The 20,118-nt window shown below is 72.0% G+C and carries 8 protein-coding genes; 7 read left to right on the top strand and 1 reads right to left on the bottom strand.

The features are described 5' to 3' along the window. Positions 1 to 27: 27 nt before the first annotated feature. On the bottom strand, positions 28 to 975 hold the full coding sequence (locus AB6L24_RS03265) for a methionyl-tRNA formyltransferase (RefSeq protein WP_405651877.1): 948 nt from the start codon (positions 973 to 975) through the stop codon (positions 28 to 30). 239 nt (positions 976 to 1,214) lie between these two features. On the opposite strand from AB6L24_RS03265, the gene AB6L24_RS03260 reads away from it, so the two are divergent. The 7 genes from AB6L24_RS03260 to AB6L24_RS03230 all read left to right on the top strand — a co-directional run bounded on the left by AB6L24_RS03260 (position 1,215) and on the right by AB6L24_RS03230 (position 20,114). Beyond that, positions 1,215 to 2,270 carry a FecCD family ABC transporter permease gene (locus AB6L24_RS03260; RefSeq protein WP_405651875.1) on the top strand — a complete coding sequence of 352 codons (1,056 nt, stop codon included), beginning with the start codon at positions 1,215 to 1,217 and terminating at the stop codon, positions 2,268 to 2,270. A gap of 34 nt (positions 2,271 to 2,304) precedes the next feature. Next, positions 2,305 to 3,399, top strand: coding sequence for a FecCD family ABC transporter permease (locus tag AB6L24_RS03255; protein WP_405651873.1), 1,095 nt, complete (start codon positions 2,305 to 2,307; stop codon positions 3,397 to 3,399). Positions 3,400 to 3,442: 43 nt separating this feature from the next. Further along, complete coding sequence (locus AB6L24_RS03250) at positions 3,443 to 4,282, top strand: ABC transporter ATP-binding protein (RefSeq protein ID WP_405651871.1); 840 nt, start codon at positions 3,443 to 3,445, stop codon at positions 4,280 to 4,282. 113 nt (positions 4,283 to 4,395) lie between these two features. Further along, positions 4,396 to 5,457, top strand: a complete 1,062-nt coding sequence (locus AB6L24_RS03245) for an iron-siderophore ABC transporter substrate-binding protein (RefSeq protein WP_405651869.1) — start codon at positions 4,396 to 4,398, stop codon at positions 5,455 to 5,457. A gap of 2 nt (positions 5,458 to 5,459) precedes the next feature. Continuing rightward, positions 5,460 to 7,247 (top strand): ABC transporter ATP-binding protein, encoded by a 1,788-nt coding sequence (locus AB6L24_RS03240; protein WP_405651867.1) that lies wholly within the window; start codon positions 5,460 to 5,462, stop codon positions 7,245 to 7,247. A gap of 80 nt (positions 7,248 to 7,327) precedes the next feature. Beyond that, positions 7,328 to 18,424 (top strand): amino acid adenylation domain-containing protein, encoded by an 11,097-nt coding sequence (locus AB6L24_RS03235; protein ID WP_405651864.1) that lies wholly within the window; start codon positions 7,328 to 7,330, stop codon positions 18,422 to 18,424. Further along, positions 18,411 to 20,114 (top strand): ABC transporter ATP-binding protein, encoded by a 1,704-nt coding sequence (locus tag AB6L24_RS03230; protein WP_405651862.1) that lies wholly within the window; start codon positions 18,411 to 18,413, stop codon positions 20,112 to 20,114. The genes AB6L24_RS03235 and AB6L24_RS03230 overlap by 14 nt, the downstream gene beginning before the upstream one ends. Positions 20,115 to 20,118: the final 4 nt, after the last annotated feature.

The raw sequence follows: 20,118 nt of genomic DNA, 5'->3' as shown, positions 1-20,118 counted from the left end.
CACCCACCGGCCACGACGGCCGACACCTCACGGACGCGTGGTCAGATACCCGCCCATCGACGTGAAGTAGTCCGTCGCCGCCAGCTCGCGGCCGTCCTCGGTGCGCACGCGCGTGATGGCCAGGCCGTGGTTGCGGCCGGTGCGGGCGTCGGCTCCGGCGACGATCGCCACGCCCTCGCCCTCGCGGTAGAAGATGCGGCCGGGCGTGCCGCCGTACTTGCCCTCGGAGACGACCGCCGCGAGGATCTCCAGGCGCTTGCCCTTGTGGAAGGTGTACGCGCTCGGGTACGGCTCGGACTGGGCGCGGACCAGACGCTCGAGGTCCGCCGCGGGCCAGGTCCAGTCGATCCGGCTGTCCTCGAGGGAGCGCTTGTGGAAGAAGCTCGCCCGGGAGCGGTCCTGCGGGGTGAACTCCGTCTGTCCGGAGGCGATCAGGTCCAGGGCGCCGACGGTGACCGGGGCGATGAGGTCGACCGTCTTGTGGAAGAGGTCGGTGGCGGTGTCCGTCGGGCCGACCGGGACGGCCTCCTGGCGGACGACGTCACCGGCGTCGAGCTCGTCGTTCATCATGTGCGCGGTGACGCCCACCTCGGACTCGCCGTTGATGAGCGCCCAGATCAGCGGGGAGAACCCGGCGTACTTCGGCAGCAGCGAGTCGTGGATGTTCAGCGTGCCGTGGCGGGGCAGGCCGAAGATGCGCGGCGGGATCCAGGTGCGCCAGTTGTTGGCGACGATGATGTCCGGGGCGGCCTCCTCCAGGCGCGCGAACAGCTCCTCGTCGTCGGGGCGGTTGCGCAGGAGGACGGGGATGCCGTGCGCCTCGGCGAGGTCGGCGACCGAGTCGCTCCAGATCTTCTCGTACGCGTGCTCGCTCTTGGGATGCGTCACCACGAGGACCACGTCGTGCTCGGAATCGAGAAGGGCCTGGAGCGTACGGTGCCCCCAGGTCTGATAGCCGAACATGACGACCCGCATGGGGTTCCTCCTCAGGACAGGGATTGACCTGCGCCAGTAAAGCAAGGCTTACCTTAGTTTTCAATGTGCGCTCGCATAACCCCCGTTGACGGGATGCCCGTACCGAGAGATCCGATTTGTCCTGTCGACACATGCGTGCGTTCAGCTTAGGCTCACCTAAACTCCATGACGCGCCGTTCGTCCGCGTGCCCGCAGGGTGCCTGCGTCCCTGGATGATCAGAGGGATAACGTACTTCGACATGAGCACGACTGCAGTTGAGCGCCCCGCGGCCGGGGTGGTGGACGCCCGTCGACGGCGGGCCGTGGGTCTGGGCATCCTGGCGCTGCTCCTCGTGGTCATGGCGGCCGTGTCCCTGGCCGTCGGCGCACGCGCGTTGACGCCCGCCGAGGTGTGGCACGGACTGTTCGCGGGACCGGAGTCCGACCGGCGGCTCAACGAGATCCGCCTCATCGTGGAGACCGTGCGGGTGCCCCGGACGACCCTCGCGATCGTCGCGGGCATCGCCCTCGGTGTCGGCGGTGCGCTCATCCAGGGATACACACGCAACCCCATCGCCGACACCGGCCTGTTGGGCGTGAACGCCGGTGCCTCGTTCGCCGTGGTCACGGTGATCGCCGTGTTCGGGCTCTCCAGCCCGTACCAGTACGTCTGGTTCGGCTTCCTCGGCGCGGCCGTCGCCGGTGTCGTCGTCTTCGGTCTCTCCAGCATCGGCCGGGGAGCGGGCAACCCCTTGACGCTCGCCCTCGCCGGGCAGGGCATCACGGTGTTCCTCGCGGCCATGACCACGGCGGTCGCCCTGTCGGACCGCGAGTCCCTGAACGCCCTGCGGTTCTGGAACGCGGGCTCCGTGGCCGGAGTCGACTTCGACGTGATCTGGCCGATCACCGTGTTCGTCGGCGCCGGCCTGGTCCTCGCGCTGATGACGCTGCCCGCCCTCAACCTGCTCAACCTCGGCGACGACGTGGCGCGCGGCCTCGGCGTGAACATCGCCCTGAGCCGCACCGTCGGCATCACCGCCATCACGCTGCTGGCGGGCGCGGCGACGACGGCGTGCGGCCCCATCGCGTTCCTCGGCCTGATGGTGGCCCACCTGGCCCGGTATCTGACCGGGCCCGACTACCGCTGGCTGGTGCCCTACGCCGGTCTGCTCGGCGCCGTCGTCCTGCTGTTCTGCGACATCGTGGGGCGTCTGGTGGTGCGGCCTGGCGAGCTGGAGGCGGGGGTCGTGGTCGCGCTGCTCGGTGCCCCCTTCTTCGCCGTCCTGGTGTGGCGCGGAAAGTTCAAGAGCGCATGAACCGGACAAGGGCACGCGGAGAGTTCGTAAGCGGATGAACGGGACGGGGCGCAGCGCGCACATGCGGGGGAGCGGGACGGAAGTGAAGGCAACGGTGACACCGGGCGTGCGGCTCGGCGGTGTGTCGTTCGTGTGGCGGCCGTGGGTCGCCCTCGTCACGCTGGTCCTGGCGGCGGGGACCTTCCTGCTGTTCTGCCTCTCCATCGGCATCGGGGACTTCCCCATCGGCCTGTCCCAGGTCATCGCCACCCTCTTCGGCCGGGGCGAGCAGGTCGACGAGTTCGTGATCATGGACCTGCGGATGCCGCGCGCCCTCGCCGGGCTCGTCGTCGGCATCGCGCTCGGCGTGTCCGGCGCGCTCACCCAGTCCATCGCCCGCAACCCGCTGGCCAGCCCCGACATCCTGGGGATCACCCAGGGCGCCAGCGCCGTCGCGGTGTTCCTGATCACGGTCTCGGGCGGCGCGGCCGCGGCGGTCGTCAGCTCCGTGGGCCTGTCCGCCGCGGCGCTCGCGGGCGGACTCGGCACCGGACTGCTCGTGTACTTCCTGGCGTGGCGCCGGGGCATCGACGGCTTCCGGCTCATCCTCATCGGCATCTCGGCGAGCGCCATGATGGAGGCGATCACCACCTGGCTGCTCGTCAAGGCCGACATCAAGGACGTGGCCCGCGCCCAGGTGTGGCTGGTCGGTTCGCTGGACAACCGGTCGTGGGACGAGGTCTGGATCGCCCTCTGGGGCACGCTCGCCCTCCTGGTCGTCGTGTCGTGCGTCGCCTTCCAGTTCAAGCCCCTGCACTTCGGCGACGACGTGGCCGCCGGCCTCGGCGTGCGCTTCGGGGTGGTGCGCGCGGTCCTGCTCCTGTGTGCGGTGCTCCTTGCCGCCGTGGCGGTGAGCGCCGCGGGGCCCGTGCCGTTCGTCGCGCTGGTCGCGCCGCAGGTGGCGATGCGTCTGGCGCGCTGCCCCACGCCGCCGTTGGTGGCCTCCGGGATGGTGGGGGCGCTGCTCCTCATCGGCTCGGACCTGGTGGCGCGCACCGCCCTGCCGATCACGGTCCCCGTGGGTGTGGTCACCGCTGTGATCGGGGGCCCTTTCCTCGTCTATCTGCTGGTGCGGGCGAACCTGAAATAACTGGTACAAAGGTGAGGCAAACCTAAATAAATGAGGGGGGCTTGTGGTCGCTCAGTACATCACCGAGATCGAGTCAGGGGTCGATGACGCCTCGCGGCTCGCGGCGAAAGGCGTCAGTGTCGGATACGGCGCGCGGACCGTCATCGACGATCTCGACGTGGCGATACCGCCAGGAGTGATCACCACCATCATCGGCCCCAACGGCTGCGGGAAGTCGACCCTCCTGCGCACGCTGTCGCGCCTGTTGAAGCCGACCAAGGGGTCGGTCGTGCTCGACGGCGACGACATCGCCAAGCTCAGGACCAAGGACGTGGCGAAGAAGCTCGGGCTGCTGCCGCAGGCGCCGGTCGCGCCGGAGGGCCTCACGGTGTCCGACCTGGTCGCCAGGGGTCGCCATCCGCACCAGAGCTGGCTGCGCCAGTGGTCCTCGGACGACGCCGCCGTGGTGGAGCGCGCCCTCGCCATGACCGGCGTCGCCGACCTGGCCGACCGGCCCGTCGACTCCCTCTCCGGCGGCCAGCGCCAGCGCGTCTGGATCTCCATGACCCTGGCCCAGGGCACCGACCTGCTGCTCCTCGACGAGCCGACGACGTATCTGGACCTGGCGCACGCCGTCGACGTCCTCGACCTCGTGGACGATCTGCACGAGTCGGGCTGCGCGGTGGTGATGGTGCTGCACGACCTGAATCTGGCGACGCGCTACAGCGACAACCTCATCGTGATGCGCGAGGGGGCGATTCTGGCGCAGGGGCATCCGCGTGACGTGATAACCGCGGAATTGCTGGAGGAGGCATTCGGGCTGCGCGCCAAGGTGATTGACGACCCGGTGGGGGATCGGCCGCTGATCGTGCCCATCGGTCGTACGCATGTATCACTGGACTGAAGTCTTAACGTGGCAAGTTGAAGGTTAGGCTAGGCTAACCTCACTTTGGCAGGATAAAGTTTGGCTGCCCTAAGGCAGGGGCGCACGGTCAGCGCGAAAGCAAGGGATCTCGGATGCATCTCCATGGAACGACGCTCAAGAGGCGGTCCTGGCGGCGAGTGGCGGCGATGGTGTCCGCCGCGACGCTCGGTGTCGGCCTCCTCGCGGGATGCGGTTCGGACAAGAAGGACGACGGGGACAGCAGCGGCGACAAGAACGCCCCGGCCGCCGCCGGCAAGTTCCCCGTCACCGTGGAGCACGCGTTCGGGTCCACCGAGGTGAAGAAGGCCCCCAAGCGGGTCGTCACCGTCGGATACACCGACGACCAGGCCGTCCTCGCGTTCGGCGTCAAGCCGGTCGGCATGACCGACCAGTACCCGAACCCGGCGGGCAAGTCCCCCGACATCAACACCCAGTGGCCGTGGGTGAAGGACGAGTGGGGCGACACCAAGCCCGAGGTCATCATGAAGAACGGCGACTCGGGGCCGAACTACGAGAAGATCGCCGCGCTCCGCCCGGACCTGATCATCGCGGTGTACTCCGAGGTCGACAAGGCCGCCTACGACAAGCTCTCCAAGATCGCCCCGACGGTGGGCCGCACCAAGGGCGAGAAGGAACTCTTCAGCGCCCCGTGGCAGGACAACGCGGTGCACATCGGCAAGGCCCTCGGCCAGGAGGCCAAGGGCAAGAAGCTGGTCGAGGGCATCCAGGCCAAGCTCGACAAGGCCAAGAAGGACCACCCGAAGCTGGCGAGCAAGACCGCCGTCGTGCTGTCCTGGTACAAGAAGTCCCTCGCGCCGTTCACCTCCACCGACGTCCGCGGCCGTCTGGTGACGGGCATCGGCTACAAGTACCAGACCGAGATCGACAAGGTCGCCGACGGCAACTTCTCCACCCAGCTCTCCCCGGAGCGCACCGACCTGGTCGACGTCGACCACATCTTCGTCATCAACGACAAGGCCGACACCGCCGCGCTGAAGAAGTTCAAGCTCTTCGCCAACCTGAACGCGGTGAAGAAGGGCAACGTGTCCTACCTGCTCGACAGCGAGGGCCCGGCCGTCGGCGCGGCCATGTCCCAGGGCACCCTGCTGTCCCTGCCCTACGCCATCGACGAACTCGTCGAGTCGGTCGACTAGGTGTGAGCACCACCGACACGAGGGTCGCCCCGGCGACCCTGCGCACGGCGAGCGGACGCGAGGCCACCCGATGGGTCACGGCACACTGCCGTGAGGTGCCCTGGCTGACGGCCGCCACCGTGCTCACCACAGTGGCCGGGGCGGCGCTCCAGGTGCTGCCCGTGCTCCTCCTCGGCCGCGTGGTCGACGGGGTGGTCGAGGGCGAGTCGCGCTCGATGCTCCTCAGGATCGGGGTGCTGATGGTGGCTGCCGCGCTGCTCGGCGCGGTGGCCACCGCGGTCTCGACCTATCTCATCGGACGCCTCGGCGCGGATCTGCTCGCGCGGCTCCGCGAAGGCGCCGTCCGCGCGGTCCTCGGGATGCCGAGCGCACGGATCGAGCAGGTCGGCCGCGGGGACGTGCTGTCCCGGGTCGGCGACGACGTGGCCGTCCTGTCCAAGGGCATCCGCATGGCCATCCCCACGGTCTTCTCCGCGGGCGTCCTCGTCTTCATCGCCACGGTCGGCATGTTCGGGCTCGACTGGCGGCTCGGCCTCGCGGGCGCCGGTGCGCTGCCCGCGTACGCCCTGGCCCTGCGCTGGTACCTGCCCCGGTCCGCCCCGCTCTACCGCAAGCAGCGGGTGGCCCAGGCCGACCGCGCGCAGGCGCTGATCAGCGGTCTCAACGGCATCGACACCGTCCGGGCGTACCGCCTGGAGGACACCTTCCGCGAGAAGGTCACCAGCGAGTCGTGGCGCGTGCGCGAGTACGGCATCGAGGTGTTCCGGTTCTTCGGCCGCTTCGTCGGCCGCGAGAACCGCGCCGAGTTCATCGGTCTCGTCCTCATCATCGTGGTGGGGTACGCCCTGCTGGAGGCCGACGCCGCGAGCCTCGGCCAGGTGTCGGCGGCCCCGCTGATGTTCCACCGGCTCTTCACCCCGCTGGGCGCCATCATGTTCACCTTCGACGAGGCACAGAAGTCGGGCGCGAGCCTGACCCGCCTCGTCGGGGTCCTCGGGGAGGAGGCGGAGGAGCGGCTCGTGGGCGACACGGCCGTCCCCTCGGCAGAGGCCCTGTCGTACCCGGTGACCGTGGCCGGTCTCACCTTCACCTATCCCGACACCGAGGAACCGGTCCTCAGGGACGTCGACCTGTCGATCCCGGCAGGCGGTTCGCTGGCCCTGGTGGGCGCGACGGGCGCGGGCAAGTCGACGCTCGCCGCGCTGATCGCGGGCATCGGGACCCCGCAGTCCGGCTCGGTGCGGATCGGGTCGACCGACCTGGCCGGTCTGGACGAGGCCGGGGCGCGGGCCCTGGTGAGCATCCTGACGCAGGAGACGCATGTGTTCTCCGGCCCGCTCGCCGACGACCTGCGCCTGGCCGCACCGGAGGCGACCGACACCGAGCTGATGGACGCGCTGCGCACGGTCGGCGCCGACCACTGGGTCGAGGGGCTGCCCGAAGGCCTGGACACCATGGTCGGCGAGGGCGGCGAGCGCCTGGACGTCACCAAGGTCGCCCATATCGCCCTGGCCCGGCTCGTCCTCGGCCGCACGCCCGTCGTGGTGCTCGACGAGTCGACCGCGGAGGCCGGCAGCGAGGGCGCCGCCGACCTCGAGCGGGCCGTGCTCGCCGCGTGCGCGGGCCGGACCACGTTGTTCGTGGCGCACCGGCTGACCCAGGCGATGGCGGCCGACCGCATCGCCGTGCTCGACGCCGGGCGCGTCGTGGAGCAGGGCACGCACGACGAGTTGGTGGCGCTCGGCGGCCGGTACGCACGACTCTGGCGGGCCTGGCGCGAAGGCAGTTAGGTAAACCTTGGTAAGGCCGGGCTCGCTTTCGGCCCTTGGAAAGAAATGCTGAGTCTCCGATGAACGCTGGGTCTTCGACGATGGAATCGCGCGCGCGTCTCGTACGCCTCTCCTCCGCCCGCCTGGCCGACGCGCGCCGGCGCACGGGCGACTACTCCGACAGGACCATCGCCGAAGCCTGCGCCCTCGCCCTGTCGTACTGGGCGACGGGCCGGAGCCCCGACGGCATCGACCTCGCCCCCGGCACCCTCTTCGCCGACGTCCTCGGCTGGATCGACAACGGCGGGGTGGGGCCGGGCGGCTGGCGGGTCGCCGAAGACAGCGTGGACGGCACGGATGGCGCGGACGGCACGGACGGCACGGACGGCACGGATGGCGCGGGCGGCATGGACGGCACGGATGGCGCGGGTGGTGCGGATCGCTGGACCATCGCCGTCCCGGAAGGCGTCGACCTGGCCGACGCGCAGCTCGCGCTCGACGACCTGGCCGACTTCCCCGACCGGCCCCTCGGCACCGTCGGCCCCTCCGGCGTCGCCGCCCGGCTCGCGACCCTGGCCGAGTGGAACGACACCCACGCCGACCGGGTCCGCCCCTCCATCGTGGAGATGTTCCGCGAGCAGGCCCTGACCCGGCCCGACGCCGTCGCCGTCGTCGACGAGCACCGCTCCCTGACGTACCGTCAAGCAGCCGAACTCTCCAGCCAGTTGGCCCACCACCTCATCGAGCGCGGCCTCACCGCCGAACAGGTCGTCGGCATCTCCCTCGGCCGTTCCGCCGAGATGGTCATCGGGCTCCTCGGCGTCCTCCAGGCGGGCTGCGCGTTCGTCCCGCTCGACCCGCAGTGGCCCGCCGCGCGCCGGGCCGTCGTCATCGACGACGCCCGCGTCGTCCTCCAGCTGAACGGCTCCGGCGAGCACGACGCGAGCGAACCGGACGCCGCGGCCGTCGACCTCGACCACTGGCGGTACGACGCCCACCCCACCGACGGCACCGGCATCACCGTCCACGGCGACGCCCTCGCGTATGTGATCTTCACGTCCGGCTCGACCGGACGGCCCAAGGGCGCGATGATCCGCCACGAGGCCATCAGCGAGCGCCTGCTGTGGCAGGTCGGCGAGATCCTCGGCTTCGGCCACGACGACGCGTCGCTGTTCAAGGCGCCGCTGTCCTTCGACATCTCCATCAACGAGATCTTCCTGCCGCTGGTGTGCGGCGGCCGCCTCGTGGTCCTGCGGCCCGGTGGCGAACGCGACCCGCACCATCTCCTGGGCGTGATCGCCGAGCAGCGCGTCACCTTCACCTATCTGGTGTCGTCCATGCTGGACGTCCTCCTCGAGATGGCGGGGGACTCCGGCCGCCTCGACAGCCTGCGCCACGTCTGGTGCGGCGGCGAGGTGCTCACCCCGGAGCTGTACGAACGCTTCCGCACCCGCCTCGACATCCCCATGTACCACGGCTACGGCCCCGCCGAGACGACCATCGGCGTCTCCCACGTCATCTACCGGGGCGAGGCCGAGCGCCTGTCGACCTCCATCGGCAAGGCCAACCCCAACACCCAGCTGTACGTCCTCGACGACGAGCTGCGCCCGGTCCCGGTCGGGGTCGGCGGCGAACTGTACGTCGGCGGCTTCCTGCTGGGCCGCGGGTATGTGAACGCGCCGGGCCTGACGGCGTCCCGGTTCGTGGCGAATCCTTTCGCCGGGGACGGCTCCCGCCTCTACCGCACCGGTGACCTCGCCCGCTTCGCCCCCGACGGGTCCCTGGACTTCCTCGGCCGCGCCGACAACCAGATCAAGATCCGCGGCATGCGCCTGGAGATCGAGGACGTCGAGGCCGGCCTCGCCGAGCACCCCGCCGTGCGGCACAGCTGCGTCGTCGCGAAGAAGAACACGGCGGGCGGCACCTACCTCGTCGGCTACGTCATCCCGGCCGCCGGCAGCGAGGACCTGCGGGCCGACGACGTCAAGGTGTGGGCCGCCGAGCACATGGTCGAGTACATGGTGCCCGCCCACCTCGTCGTGATGACCGAGTTCCCCCTCACCGCGAACGGCAAGCTCGACCGGAACGCGCTGCCGGAGCCCACCGTCAACGCGGGCACGGTCGTCGCGCCCACCACCGACAACGAACGCGCGGTGTGCACGGCCGTCGCGACCCTCCTCCAGCTCGACGAGGTCGGCGTCGACCAGGACTTCTTCCAGCTCGGCGGCGACAGCATCCTCGCGATCTCGCTCCTGAGCGCGCTGCGCGACGCGGGCCTGTACGTCACGGCGCGGCAGATCTTCACGCACAGCGTCGTGGGCGCCCTCGCCGCGGTGGCGAGCCGCGAGGACGTCACGGCCGTGGACCACGGCGACACGGCGACCGGCACCGTCGTGGGCTCGCCCATCGTGCAGTGGCTCGGCGAGACCACGGACGCGATCGACGGTTTCGTGCAGTCCGTCGTCCTGAACACTCCCGCGGAGCTGACCGCCGACGCGCTCGACGCGGCCCTCACGGCCCTGGTCCGCCACCACCCCATGCTGCGCGCCGAGTTGATACGCGGTGACCGCTGGAGCTTCGACATCCCGGACGCCGATCAGGCGTCCGTCACCTGGCAGGAGAGCGACCTGCCGCTGGACGAGTGCGTCGCGCTCGCCACCGCCGGGCTCGACCCCGACCGCGGTGTGATGCTGCGTGCCGTGTGGCGCCGCGCCGAGCGGCAGCTCGTCGTGGTCGTCCACCACGTCGTGATCGACGGTGTGTCCTGGCGGGTCCTGATGGAGGACCTGGCCACGGCGTGGCGTCAGATCGGCGCGGGCGATCCGGTCGAACTGCCGCCGGTGGGCACGTCGTTCCGGCGCTGGACGCAGCTCCTCGCGGGCGCCGACTTCGACGCGGCCCTGGCGTACTTCCAGCGGCCGCTGCCGGGACCGGACCAGCCGGTGGCCAGGCGCGCGCTGTCCGAGGCCGACACCGTCGAACGGGAGCGGATCCGCACCGTCACCGTCGGCCCCGAGGTCACGGCCGCGCTCCTCGGCGAGATACCCGCGAAGTTCCACGCGGGCGTCAACGACGTCCTCCTCACCGGGCTCGCCGTCGCCCTCGCCCGCTGGCGCCGCGACCTCGGGCAGGACCAGAGCCACGCCCACATCGAGCTGGAGGGCCACGGCCGCGAGGGCCGGTTCGTGGCGGGCGCCGCGGGCTTCGAGCCCGACCTTTCGCGCACGGTCGGCTGGTTCACCACCCTGTTCCCCGTGACCGTCGACCCCGGCACGGCGCCGGACCTGACCGCACCGGCGTACCTGGCCGCCGCCCTCAAGGCCGTCAAGGACGACCTGGCCCGGGTGCCGGGCAACGGCGTCCCCTACGGCGCCCTGCGGTACCTCACCGGCACCGCCTTCGACGCCCCCGCGCCGCAGGTGCTCTTCAACTACCTCGGCCGCTTCGACGCCGGCGCGTCCGGGGACTGGCAACTGGCGGGCACCACCGGACAGTTGGGCGAGAAGCGCGACCCGAGGATGCGGCTGCCGCGCGCCCTGGAGTTCAACGCCATCGCCGAACCCGCGGCGAACGGCGCGTACGAACTGGTCACCACCGTCTCCTGGCCCGAAGGCCTGTTCACCGACGACGACATCACGACCATCGGGGACTACTTCCGGGTGGCCCTCGCCGGCCTCGCCGCGCTCGACGAGGGCGGCCACTCGCCCAGCGACTTCCCCCTGGTGCCGCTCACGCAGGCCGACGTCGACGCCCTCGAAGGACCCGCGCTGCGGGACATCCTGCCGCTGACGCCGCTGCAGGAGGGGCTGTACTTCCACTCCGTCTTCGACGACGACTCCGCGGGCGCCTACGTCGAGCAGCAACTCCTCACCCTGGAGGGCGAGGTGGACGAGGCCCGGCTCGCGGCGGCGGCCACCCGGCTGCTCACGCTCTACCCGAACCTGGCCGCGCGCTTCGTGGCCCTCGCCGACGGCCGCGTGGTCTCCGTCCTCGACGGCGGGGCCGAGGCGCCCTTCACCACCCTCGACCGCCCCGGCATCACCGACGACGAGCTGCGCGACCTCGCCGAGCGGGACCGCCGCGCGGGGTTCGACCTGGCCACCGGCCCCCTGATGCGCTACACGCTCGTCCGCGCGGGCGCGGGCCGCACCGTTCTGGTGCAGACCGTGCACCACATCATCGCCGACGGCTGGTCCGTGCCGCCGATGCTGCGCTCCCTGCTCGCCGAGTACCACGCCCCGGGCACCGTGTACCCGCGCGGCGGCTTCCCCGACTACGTCAGCTGGCTCGCCGGGCGCGACGACGACGAGAGCGACCGGGTCTGGCGCGGCGAGCTGGCCGAGCTGCCCGGCGCGTCGCTGGTCGCCGAGGGGCACACCCCGTCCGACCGGTTCGCCGACACCGCCGTGGCGCCGGAGGGCGACCTCGACGCCGCCGTCCGCTCCGCCGGGGTGCCGCTGAGCGTCGCCGTGCACAGCGCCTGGGCGCTGACCCTCGGCGGCATCCTGCACACCGAGGACGTCGTGTTCGGCTCCACCGTGTCCGGACGCGACGCCGACGTGCCCGGCATCGAGGACATGGTCGGCCTGTTCATCAACACCATCCCTGTGCGCGCCCGTTGGGCAGCCACGACCACGTCCCGCGACCTGCTCGCCTCGGTGCGGGAACACCAGAGCGCGGTCCTGCCGCACCAGCACGTCTCGCTGGCGCGGATCGGCCGCCAGGTGGGCTCGGGATCCCTCTTCGACACCCTGGTGGTGTTCGACGTCGCGACCGACGTGGCCGCGCTGCGCGGCCCCGACGACACTCTCGTCATCGCCGACATCGTCAACGAGGGCGCCCCGCACTACCCGCTGACGCTGGTCGTGGAGCGCGCCCTCGACGGCCGCCCCCGCTTCAACCTGATCTACGACGGCGAGCTGCTGCGCGAGTCCAGCGCCCAGGACGTCCTGCGCACCTTCACCCGCACCCTCACCGGCCTGCTCACCCGGCCCGACGCCCCGGTCGACGACCTCGCCCCCGAGGCCGACCGGCGGCCCGCGCCCCTCACCCCGACGACCCTCGCCGGGCTCTTCGACGCCGCAGCGCGCCGTGCCCCGGCCGCCACCGCCGTCACCCAGTGCGGCCTCGACGGCGACACCCGGTCCCTGACGTACGGTGAACTGGCCGACGCGAAGGACACGTTGGCCGCGACCCTGCGCGCGGCCGGTGTCGGACCGGGGCAGCGCGTCGCCGTCGCCGTCCCGCGCTCCGCCGAGCAGGTCGTGGCCCTGGTCGCGGTCGTCACCGCGGGCGGCGCCTACGTACCGCTGGACCTGGCCTACCCCGACGACCGCCTCGCGTACATCCTCACCGACGCGGCCCCGCAGGTCGTCCTCGTGGACCGGGAGCAGCGGGACCGCTTCACCGGGCTGCTGGAGCGGGCAGGCGTGCCGGCCCGGGTGCTCGTGCAGGGAGACGCGCCGGTGCCGGAGGGCGGCCTGCCGCAGGACACGACCGGACCCGCGGCCGCGGTCGACTGGCACGACCCGGCGTACGTGATCTACACCTCCGGGTCGACCGGCAGGCCCAAGGGTGTCGTCGTCCCGCACTCCAGCGTGGTGACGCTGCTCGCGAACACCCGGCCCGCCATGGGCTTCGGGCCCGACGACGTCTGGGTCCAGTTCCACTCCTTCTCCTTCGACTTCGCGGTCTGGGAGCTGTGGGGCGCCCTCGCGCACGGCAGTGAACTGCTGCTTCCCGACTACGCGTTGACCCGTTCCCCGGTCGACTTCCACCGGCTGGTCCGGGAGCGCGGCGTGACCGTCCTGAACCAGACCCCGTCGGCCTTCTACCAGTTCATCGAGGCCGACCGGCACGCCGGGGAGCCCGTCACGGCGCTGCGCCGGATCATCTTCGGCGGCGAGGCCCTCGACCTCGGGCGGCTGCGCGGCTGGGTCGAGCGGCACGGCACCGGCGCCCCCGAGCTGGTCAACATGTACGGCATCACCGAGACGACCGTCCACGTCACCCACCGGGTCCTGGCCGACGACGACTTCGGCCCCGGCGACGACGTCTCCCCGATCGGCGGCCCCATCCCGGGCCTGGTCACCTATCTGCTCGACGACCGGCTCCGCCCGGTGCCGCCGGGCCGCGAGGGCGCCATCTACGTCGCCGGGGACCAGGTGTCCCTCGGCTACCTGGGCCGCCCCGCCCTCACCGCGGGCCGCTTCGTCGCCGACCCGTTCGCGGGCGACGGCTCCCGCATGTACCACACCGGCGACCTCGCCCGCCGCACCCTGGACGGCGAGCTCCAGTTCACCGGGCGCGCCGACGACCAGGTCCAACTCAAGGGATTCCGCATCGAGTTGGGCGAGGTGGAGGGGGCCGTCCGGCAGTTGGACGGGGTGGTGGACGTGGCCGTCACGGTGGCGGACAGCGGGGACCACCTGGTGGCGCACGTGGTGGGCCGGGTGCCGGACGACTTCGCCGCCCGCCTGTCCACCAAGCTCCCGGTCCACATGGTCCCGAGCCGAGTCCTGACGACCGAGGCCCTGCCCTTGACGGTCAACGGCAAGCTGGACCGCAGAGCACTGGCCGAGCGTGCCGGTGAGCCCAGTAGGGGCGCGGGGAACTGCGCGACCAGCCGCGACGCACTCGCAGCCGCGAACGCAGCCGCCGTGGCACGTCCTGCGGCACCCGCGGGCGACGCGGTGCTCACCGCGTTGGTCGACGTCTTCGCCGACGCGCTGCCCGGCGCCGACGTCGACGCCGACACGGACTTCTTCCGCGCCGGAGGCGACAGCATCGTCGCCATCACGGTGATCAACCGTGCCAGGGCCCGGGGTCTGTCCATCGCCCCGAAGGACATGTTCCTCTTCAAGACTCCGCGCGGACTCGCGGAGCACCTGGCCACGCTCACCCCGCGGGCCGCGCAGGCCACCGTACCGGCCGCCCGCCGCGAGGACGGCCCCCTCACACCCACCCCGATCATCCTGCGCCAGCGCGAACTGGGCGGCTCGCTCGCCCGGTTCGCGCAGGCCAGGACGCTGACGGCGCCCGAAGGCACCGGCTTCGCCGACGCCGAGCGCGCCGCGCGGGCGGTCGTCGCCGCGCACCCGGCGCTCCGCCTGGCGCTGCGCGTGGAGCACGGCGTGTGGGCCCTGCGCACCGAACCCGGCCGCGAGGTCACCGTCGTACGGGCGCGGGGCACGGATCCGACGGCCGTGGCGAACGAGGCCGCCGGACGGCTCGACCCCGAGTCCGGGAACGTCGTCGCGTTCGCGTGGCTGGAGGCGAGCCGCACCCTGGTCGTCACCGTGCACCACCTCGCCGTCGACGCCGTGTCCTGGCTCGTCCTCCTCGACGACCTGACCACGGCCATGGGCGGCGCGGACCTGGCGCCGCCGACCACGTCGTACGCCGAGTACGCCGAGGCGCTGGCGCTCCGCTCGGGGCGGACGACCGACGGCCTCGGGCACTGGGCCAGCACCCTGGAGGCCCCCGCGCTGCTCCCCGCCGTCACGGGCCCGCGCGAGACCACCGTCGTGCTCCCGGCCCACCTCACCGACCGCGTCACCCGCACCGCCCCCGCCGCACTCGGCATCGGCCTCACGGAACTGCTGTGCGGCGCCCTGCGCACCGCCCTGACGCACATCCAGGAGACGCCGACCGACCTCGCGGTCGAGCTGGAGCGGCACGGCCGGGTCCCGGTCGAGGAGCACCACGACTACACGCGCACGGTCGGCTGGTTCACCGCCATCGCGCCCGTGCGGCTTAGCGCGCACACCGATCCCGTCGCGGCGGCCCGCGAGGTCGCCGAGCGCCAGCCGGACGAGCACGCCCACGTCGCGTACGGGCAGCTCGCGTACCTCAACCCGCAGACGGCCCCGCTGCTCACCGCCCGCCCACAGGTGCTCTTCAACTACCTCGGCCGGGGCAGCGAGTCCCAGGCGCTGCACCTCACCGGCGGCGACCACGGCAGCCCGTACGCCGTCGAGGTCAACGCGTGGATCGACGCGGACACGGGCAGGCTGCACACGGCGTTCACGCTCGCCGACGGCATCCCCGACGCGATCACCGAGCACTGGCACAGCGCGCTCGAGCACCTCGCGGACGCCGCCGGGACGGCCGAGCGCACCGCGCCGGTCACGCCGCTCCAGCGGGGCCTGTTCTTCCAGGCCCAGATGGCGGGCCAGGCCGGGCACTACGTGGCGCAGAGCTGGTTCACGTTCGACCGGCGCCTGGACGTCGACGCGCTCGCCGGAGCGATGTCGTACGTGATGTGGCGGCACCCCGTCGTCGGCGCGGGCTTCGCCACCGACGACGACGGCAATCCGGTCCAGGTCCTCAAGGCGGCGGGCCGCCGCGTCGACGTGCGCACGGTCGAACTGACCACGGACGCCGAGGTCGAGGAGCTGCGCACCCGGGACCGCGACACGGGCTTCGACCCCGGCGAGCCACCGCTGATCCGCCTCACCGTGGTGCGCCTGCCCGACGGCCGCGACGGACTGCTCTTCAGCTACCACCTGCTCCTGTGGGACGGCTGGTCCCGCGAGATCGTGCTGCGCGACCTGTTCGACGCGTACGAGGCCAACCTCGCGGGCGAACCGCACGACCCGGTCCCGGCCACCCCGAGCTTCGAGGACTACGCCCGCGCGCTCGCCGCCAAGGATCCGGCCGTGTCGGAGCGCTTCTGGGCCGACCACCTGGCGGCGCTCCCCGGCCCGACGCTGCTCGCGGGACCGAAGCCCACCGTGTCGGACGAGCTGCCGACCGCGCTCGTCCACACGCTGTCCGCCGAACAGTCGGACCTGCTCCGGGACGCGGCCAAGGCGCACGGCGTCACCCTGAACTCGGTGCTCACCGGCGCGTTCGGCCTGCTGCTCGGCGCGCACACCGGCCGCGGCGACGCCGTGTTCGGCGTGACCGTCTCCGGCCGCGACGGCGACGGCCTCGCCGACATCGTCGGCGTGCTCCTGAACACCGTGCCGATGTGGACGCGGGCCCGGCCCGAGGCCACGGCCCGCGCGTACCTGGAGTCCGTGCAGACGGCCCGCGTCGAGGCCATGGAGCACGAGCACCTCGGGCTCGGCGAGATCCAGCGGGCCAGCGGCCACGACACCCTCTTCGACAACCTGTTCGTGCTCCAGAACTTCCTGGACATGGACGCCTTCGCCGAGATGAACGCCCGGCACGGCATCACGTCCGTGCAGGCCGACGACTCCACCCACTACCCCTTCACCTGGGTCGTCACCCCCGGCGACCGGCTCACGGTCAAGCTGGAGCACCGCGACGGCGACACCGAGAACGCCCGCCGTCTCCTCGACGACTACGTCCGCGTCCTGGAGGACCTGGCCCGGTCCACCGGCCCGGTCGGCGCGCTGCCCGGCCTCGGCAGGCAGCCCGAGCCGGACGCGCGCACGGACGTCGGCACCGACACCGTCGTCGACCGCTTCGACCGGGCGGCCGACCGCGACCCGCAGCGGGTGGCGCTCGTCGCCCACGGCGCGACCATGACCTTCGCCGAACTGCGGGACCGCAGCCGCGCCGTGGCGGGTGTGCTCGCCGGGCGGGGCATCGGCCCGGAGCGGAACGTCGGCCTCGCGATCCCGCGGTCCCTCGACTCGATCGTGGCGCTCTTCGCCGTCCTGCGCGTCGGCGCCGCCTACGTACCCCTGGAGCTCGACCACCCGGACGAGCGGATCGCCGCGATCGTCGAGGACGCGCGCCCGGACGTCGTCCTCACCGTCAGCGCGGTGTCGCCCCGCCTCACCGGGGACGTGCTCGGCCCCGACGACCTGATCGAGCTGGACCTGCCGCTGCCCGCGGCCGAGCCGTTCGTGACGTTCACGCCGGACGACCCGGACCGCCTGCGCCACCCCGCGTACACGATCTACACCTCCGGGTCGACCGGGAAGCCCAAGGGCGTGGTCACCGAGTACGCCGGGCTCACCAACATGCTGATCAACCACCAGCGCCGGATCTTCGAACCGGTGCTCGCGGAGCACGACCACCGGGTCTTCCGGATCGCGCACACCGTGTCGTTCGCCTTCGACATGTCGTGGGAGGAGCTCTTGTGGCTCGCCGACGGCCACGAGGTGCACATCTGCGACGAGGAGCTGCGCCGTGACGCGCCCGGCCTGGTCGCGTACTGCCTGGAGCACGGCATCGACGTCATCAACGTGACGCCGACGTACGCCCAGCAGCTCGCGGCCGAGGGCCTCCTCGACCACCCGGACCGGCGCCCGGCGCTCGTGCTCCTCGGCGGTGAGGCCGTCACGCCGACCCTGTGGCAGCGGCTCGCCGACACCGAGGGCACGGTCGGCTACAACCTGTACGGACCCACCGAGTACACGATCAACACCCTCGGCGTCGGCACCTTCGAGTGCCAGGACCCGGTGGTGGGCGTCGCCATCGACAACACCGACGTGTACGTCCTCGACCCGTGGCTGCGGCCGCTGCCGGACGGCGTCCCCGGCGAGCTGTACGTGGCGGGCATCGGCATCGCCCGCGGCTACCTCGGACAGTCCGCCCAGACCGCCCACCGGTTCGTGGCGTGCCCGTTCGGCGAGCCCGGCGCGCGCATGTACCGCACCGGGGACCTCGTGGTCCGGCGGCCCGACGGGAACCTGATGTACCTGGGCCGCACCGACCAGCAGGTCAAGATCCGCGGACACCGGGTCGAACTGGGCGAGGTCGAGGCCGCGTTCGCCGCCCACGCGGCGGTGCGGTTCGTCGCCGCCGTCGCCCAGCCCGACCCGCAGGTCGACGGGGCGTACCGGCTCGCCGCCTACCTCGTCCTCGACGGCGCCGACCTGGCCGCGGTCGCCGCCGACGTGGGCACGGCCCTGCCGGACTTCCTGCGCCCCACGCACTACGCCCAGGTCGACAGCATCCCGCTGACGGTCAACGGGAAGGCTGACACCAAGGCGCTGCCGGAGGCGAAGCCCCTCGGCGCGCTGACCACGGCGGGGGAGCGCGGTCCGCAGACGGAGACCGAGACCGTGGTGTGCGAGTTCTTCGCCGAGGCCCTGGACCTGGATGATGACGAGGTGAGCGCCGTGAGCGACTTCGTGTCCCTCGGAGGGCACTCCATGCTGGCGGTACGCCTGATCGGGCTGCTCCGCCGCGAGTACGGTCCAGTGGTCACCATCCGTGACCTGTTCACCCTGCGAACCCCGGAAGCGATTGCCCGCCACCTCGATGACAACTCCTGACACGCAGCGGCCCCGACCGGGGTCCGACATCCTGCGCACCGCACTGCGGCGCAACCTCGGTGCCATGGCCGGGGGCACCCTCCTCATGGGCCTCTACCAGGCGGGGGAGACGGCCTTCCCCATCGCCCTCGGCCTGATCGTCGAGCACACCCTGCGGGAGGACCGGAGCCTCGGCTCCCTCGCCGTCTCCATCGGCGCCCTCGCCGTGATCATCACGACGGTGTCCCTTTCGTGGCGGTTCGGGATGCGCATCCTGCAGAAGGCCAACACGACCGAGGCGCACCGCTGGCGGGTGCGGGTCGCCGCCTGCGGCCTCCAGCCGGTGGCCAGGGACGTCGACCTGAAGTCCGGCGAGGTCCTGACCATCGCCACCGAGGACGCCGACCAGACCGCCGACATCGTCGAAGTCGTGCCGATGCTGATCAGCTCGCTGGTCGCCATCGTCGTCGCGGCCGTCGCCCTCGGCCTCGCCGACTTCCGGCTCGGCCTGCTCGTGATCGTCGGCACCGTCGGGATCCTGTCGGTCCTGAGCGTGATGTCCAGGCGGATCGGGTCGAGCACCCGCGAGCAGCAGGCGCGGGTGGCACGGGCGGGCGCGAAGGTCGCCGACCTCATCACCGGTCTGCGCCCGCTGCACGGCTTCGGCGGCAACCACGCGGCGTTCGGCTCCTACCGCAAGGTCAGCACGGAGGCCAAGCACCAGGCGATCACCGTCGCCAAGGTCAACGGCGTCTACGCGGGCACGGCCCTCGCCCTCAACGCGGTCCTCGCCGCCGCCGTGACCCTCACGGCCGGCTGGCTGGCGTTCACCGGGCAGATCAACATCGGCGAACTCGTCATGGCCGTGGGCCTCGCGCAGTTCATCATGGAGCCGCTGAAGCTGTTCTCGGAGATGCCCAAGTACGTGATGATCGCGCGGGCGTCGGCCGAGCGGATGGCGCTGGTCCTCAACGCGCCGCCGGTGACGACCCCGGGCCCGGGCCAGCCGGCCGCGGGCGGCGACCTGGAGGTGGACTGCGTCCGGCACGGGCCGCTGCGCAAGCTCAAGTTCCAGGTGCCCGCCGGTGAGTTCGTGGCGATCACCGCCTACCAGCCGCGCGCGGCGGCCGACCTCGCGTCGATCCTCGCCGTGAACGTCCCGCCGCACGCGTACGAGGGCGTGGTCCGGGTCAGCGGGCAGGAGCTCGCCGACCTGTCGGTCGAGTCGGTCCGCTCCCACATGCTGGTGAACCCCTACGACGGGGAGATCTTCGCGGGCACCCTGCGCTCGAACATCGACCCGTCGGGCACCAGCCGCACGGTCCCCGAGGCCGTCGAGGCGTCCATGCTGACCGACGTCGTCGCCCTGCACCGCGACGGCCTCGACTACGCCGTCCGCGACCGCGGCGCGAACCTCTCGGGCGGCCAGCGCCAACGCCTGTCCCTGGCCCGCGCCCTCGCCGCCGACACCGACGTCCTCGTCCTGCACGACCCGACGACGGCCGTCGACGCGGTCACCGAACAGCTCATCGCCCGCAACGTCGCGAAGCTGCGCCGGGGCCGCACCACGCTCGTGATCACCAGCAGCCCGGCCCTCCTGGACGCGGCCGACCGCGTCCTGGTCCTGGACGACGGCGTCATCACAGCGGAGGACACGCACCGGAATCTGCTGGCGAACGACGAGGCGTACTGCGCGGCCGTGGCGCGGTGAACCG

The organism is Streptomyces sp. RK9, from assembly GCF_045070545.1.
In the GTDB taxonomy this organism is placed as follows: domain Bacteria; phylum Actinomycetota; class Actinomycetes; order Streptomycetales; family Streptomycetaceae; genus Streptomyces; species Streptomyces alboflavus.
The sequence above is the reverse complement of the archived record's forward strand: the minus strand, read 5'-3'. Positions and strand labels throughout refer to the sequence as shown.

Bases quoted from the DNA above. Each gene is read 5' to 3' on its own strand.
- AB6L24_RS03230 (WP_405651862.1), top strand. From the start codon at position 18,411: ATGACAACTCCTGACACGCAGCGGCCCCGACCGGGGTCCGACATCCTG.
- AB6L24_RS03235 (WP_405651864.1), top strand. From the start codon at position 7,328: ATGGAATCGCGCGCGCGTCTCGTACGCCTCTCCTCCGCCCGCCTGGCC.
- AB6L24_RS03255 (WP_405651873.1), top strand. From the start codon at position 2,305: ATGAACGGGACGGGGCGCAGCGCGCACATGCGGGGGAGCGGGACGGAA.
- AB6L24_RS03260 (WP_405651875.1), top strand. From the start codon at position 1,215: ATGAGCACGACTGCAGTTGAGCGCCCCGCGGCCGGGGTGGTGGACGCC.
- AB6L24_RS03265 (WP_405651877.1), bottom strand. From the start codon at position 975: ATGCGGGTCGTCATGTTCGGCTATCAGACCTGGGGGCACCGTACGCTC.
- AB6L24_RS03245 (WP_405651869.1), top strand. From the start codon at position 4,396: ATGCATCTCCATGGAACGACGCTCAAGAGGCGGTCCTGGCGGCGAGTG.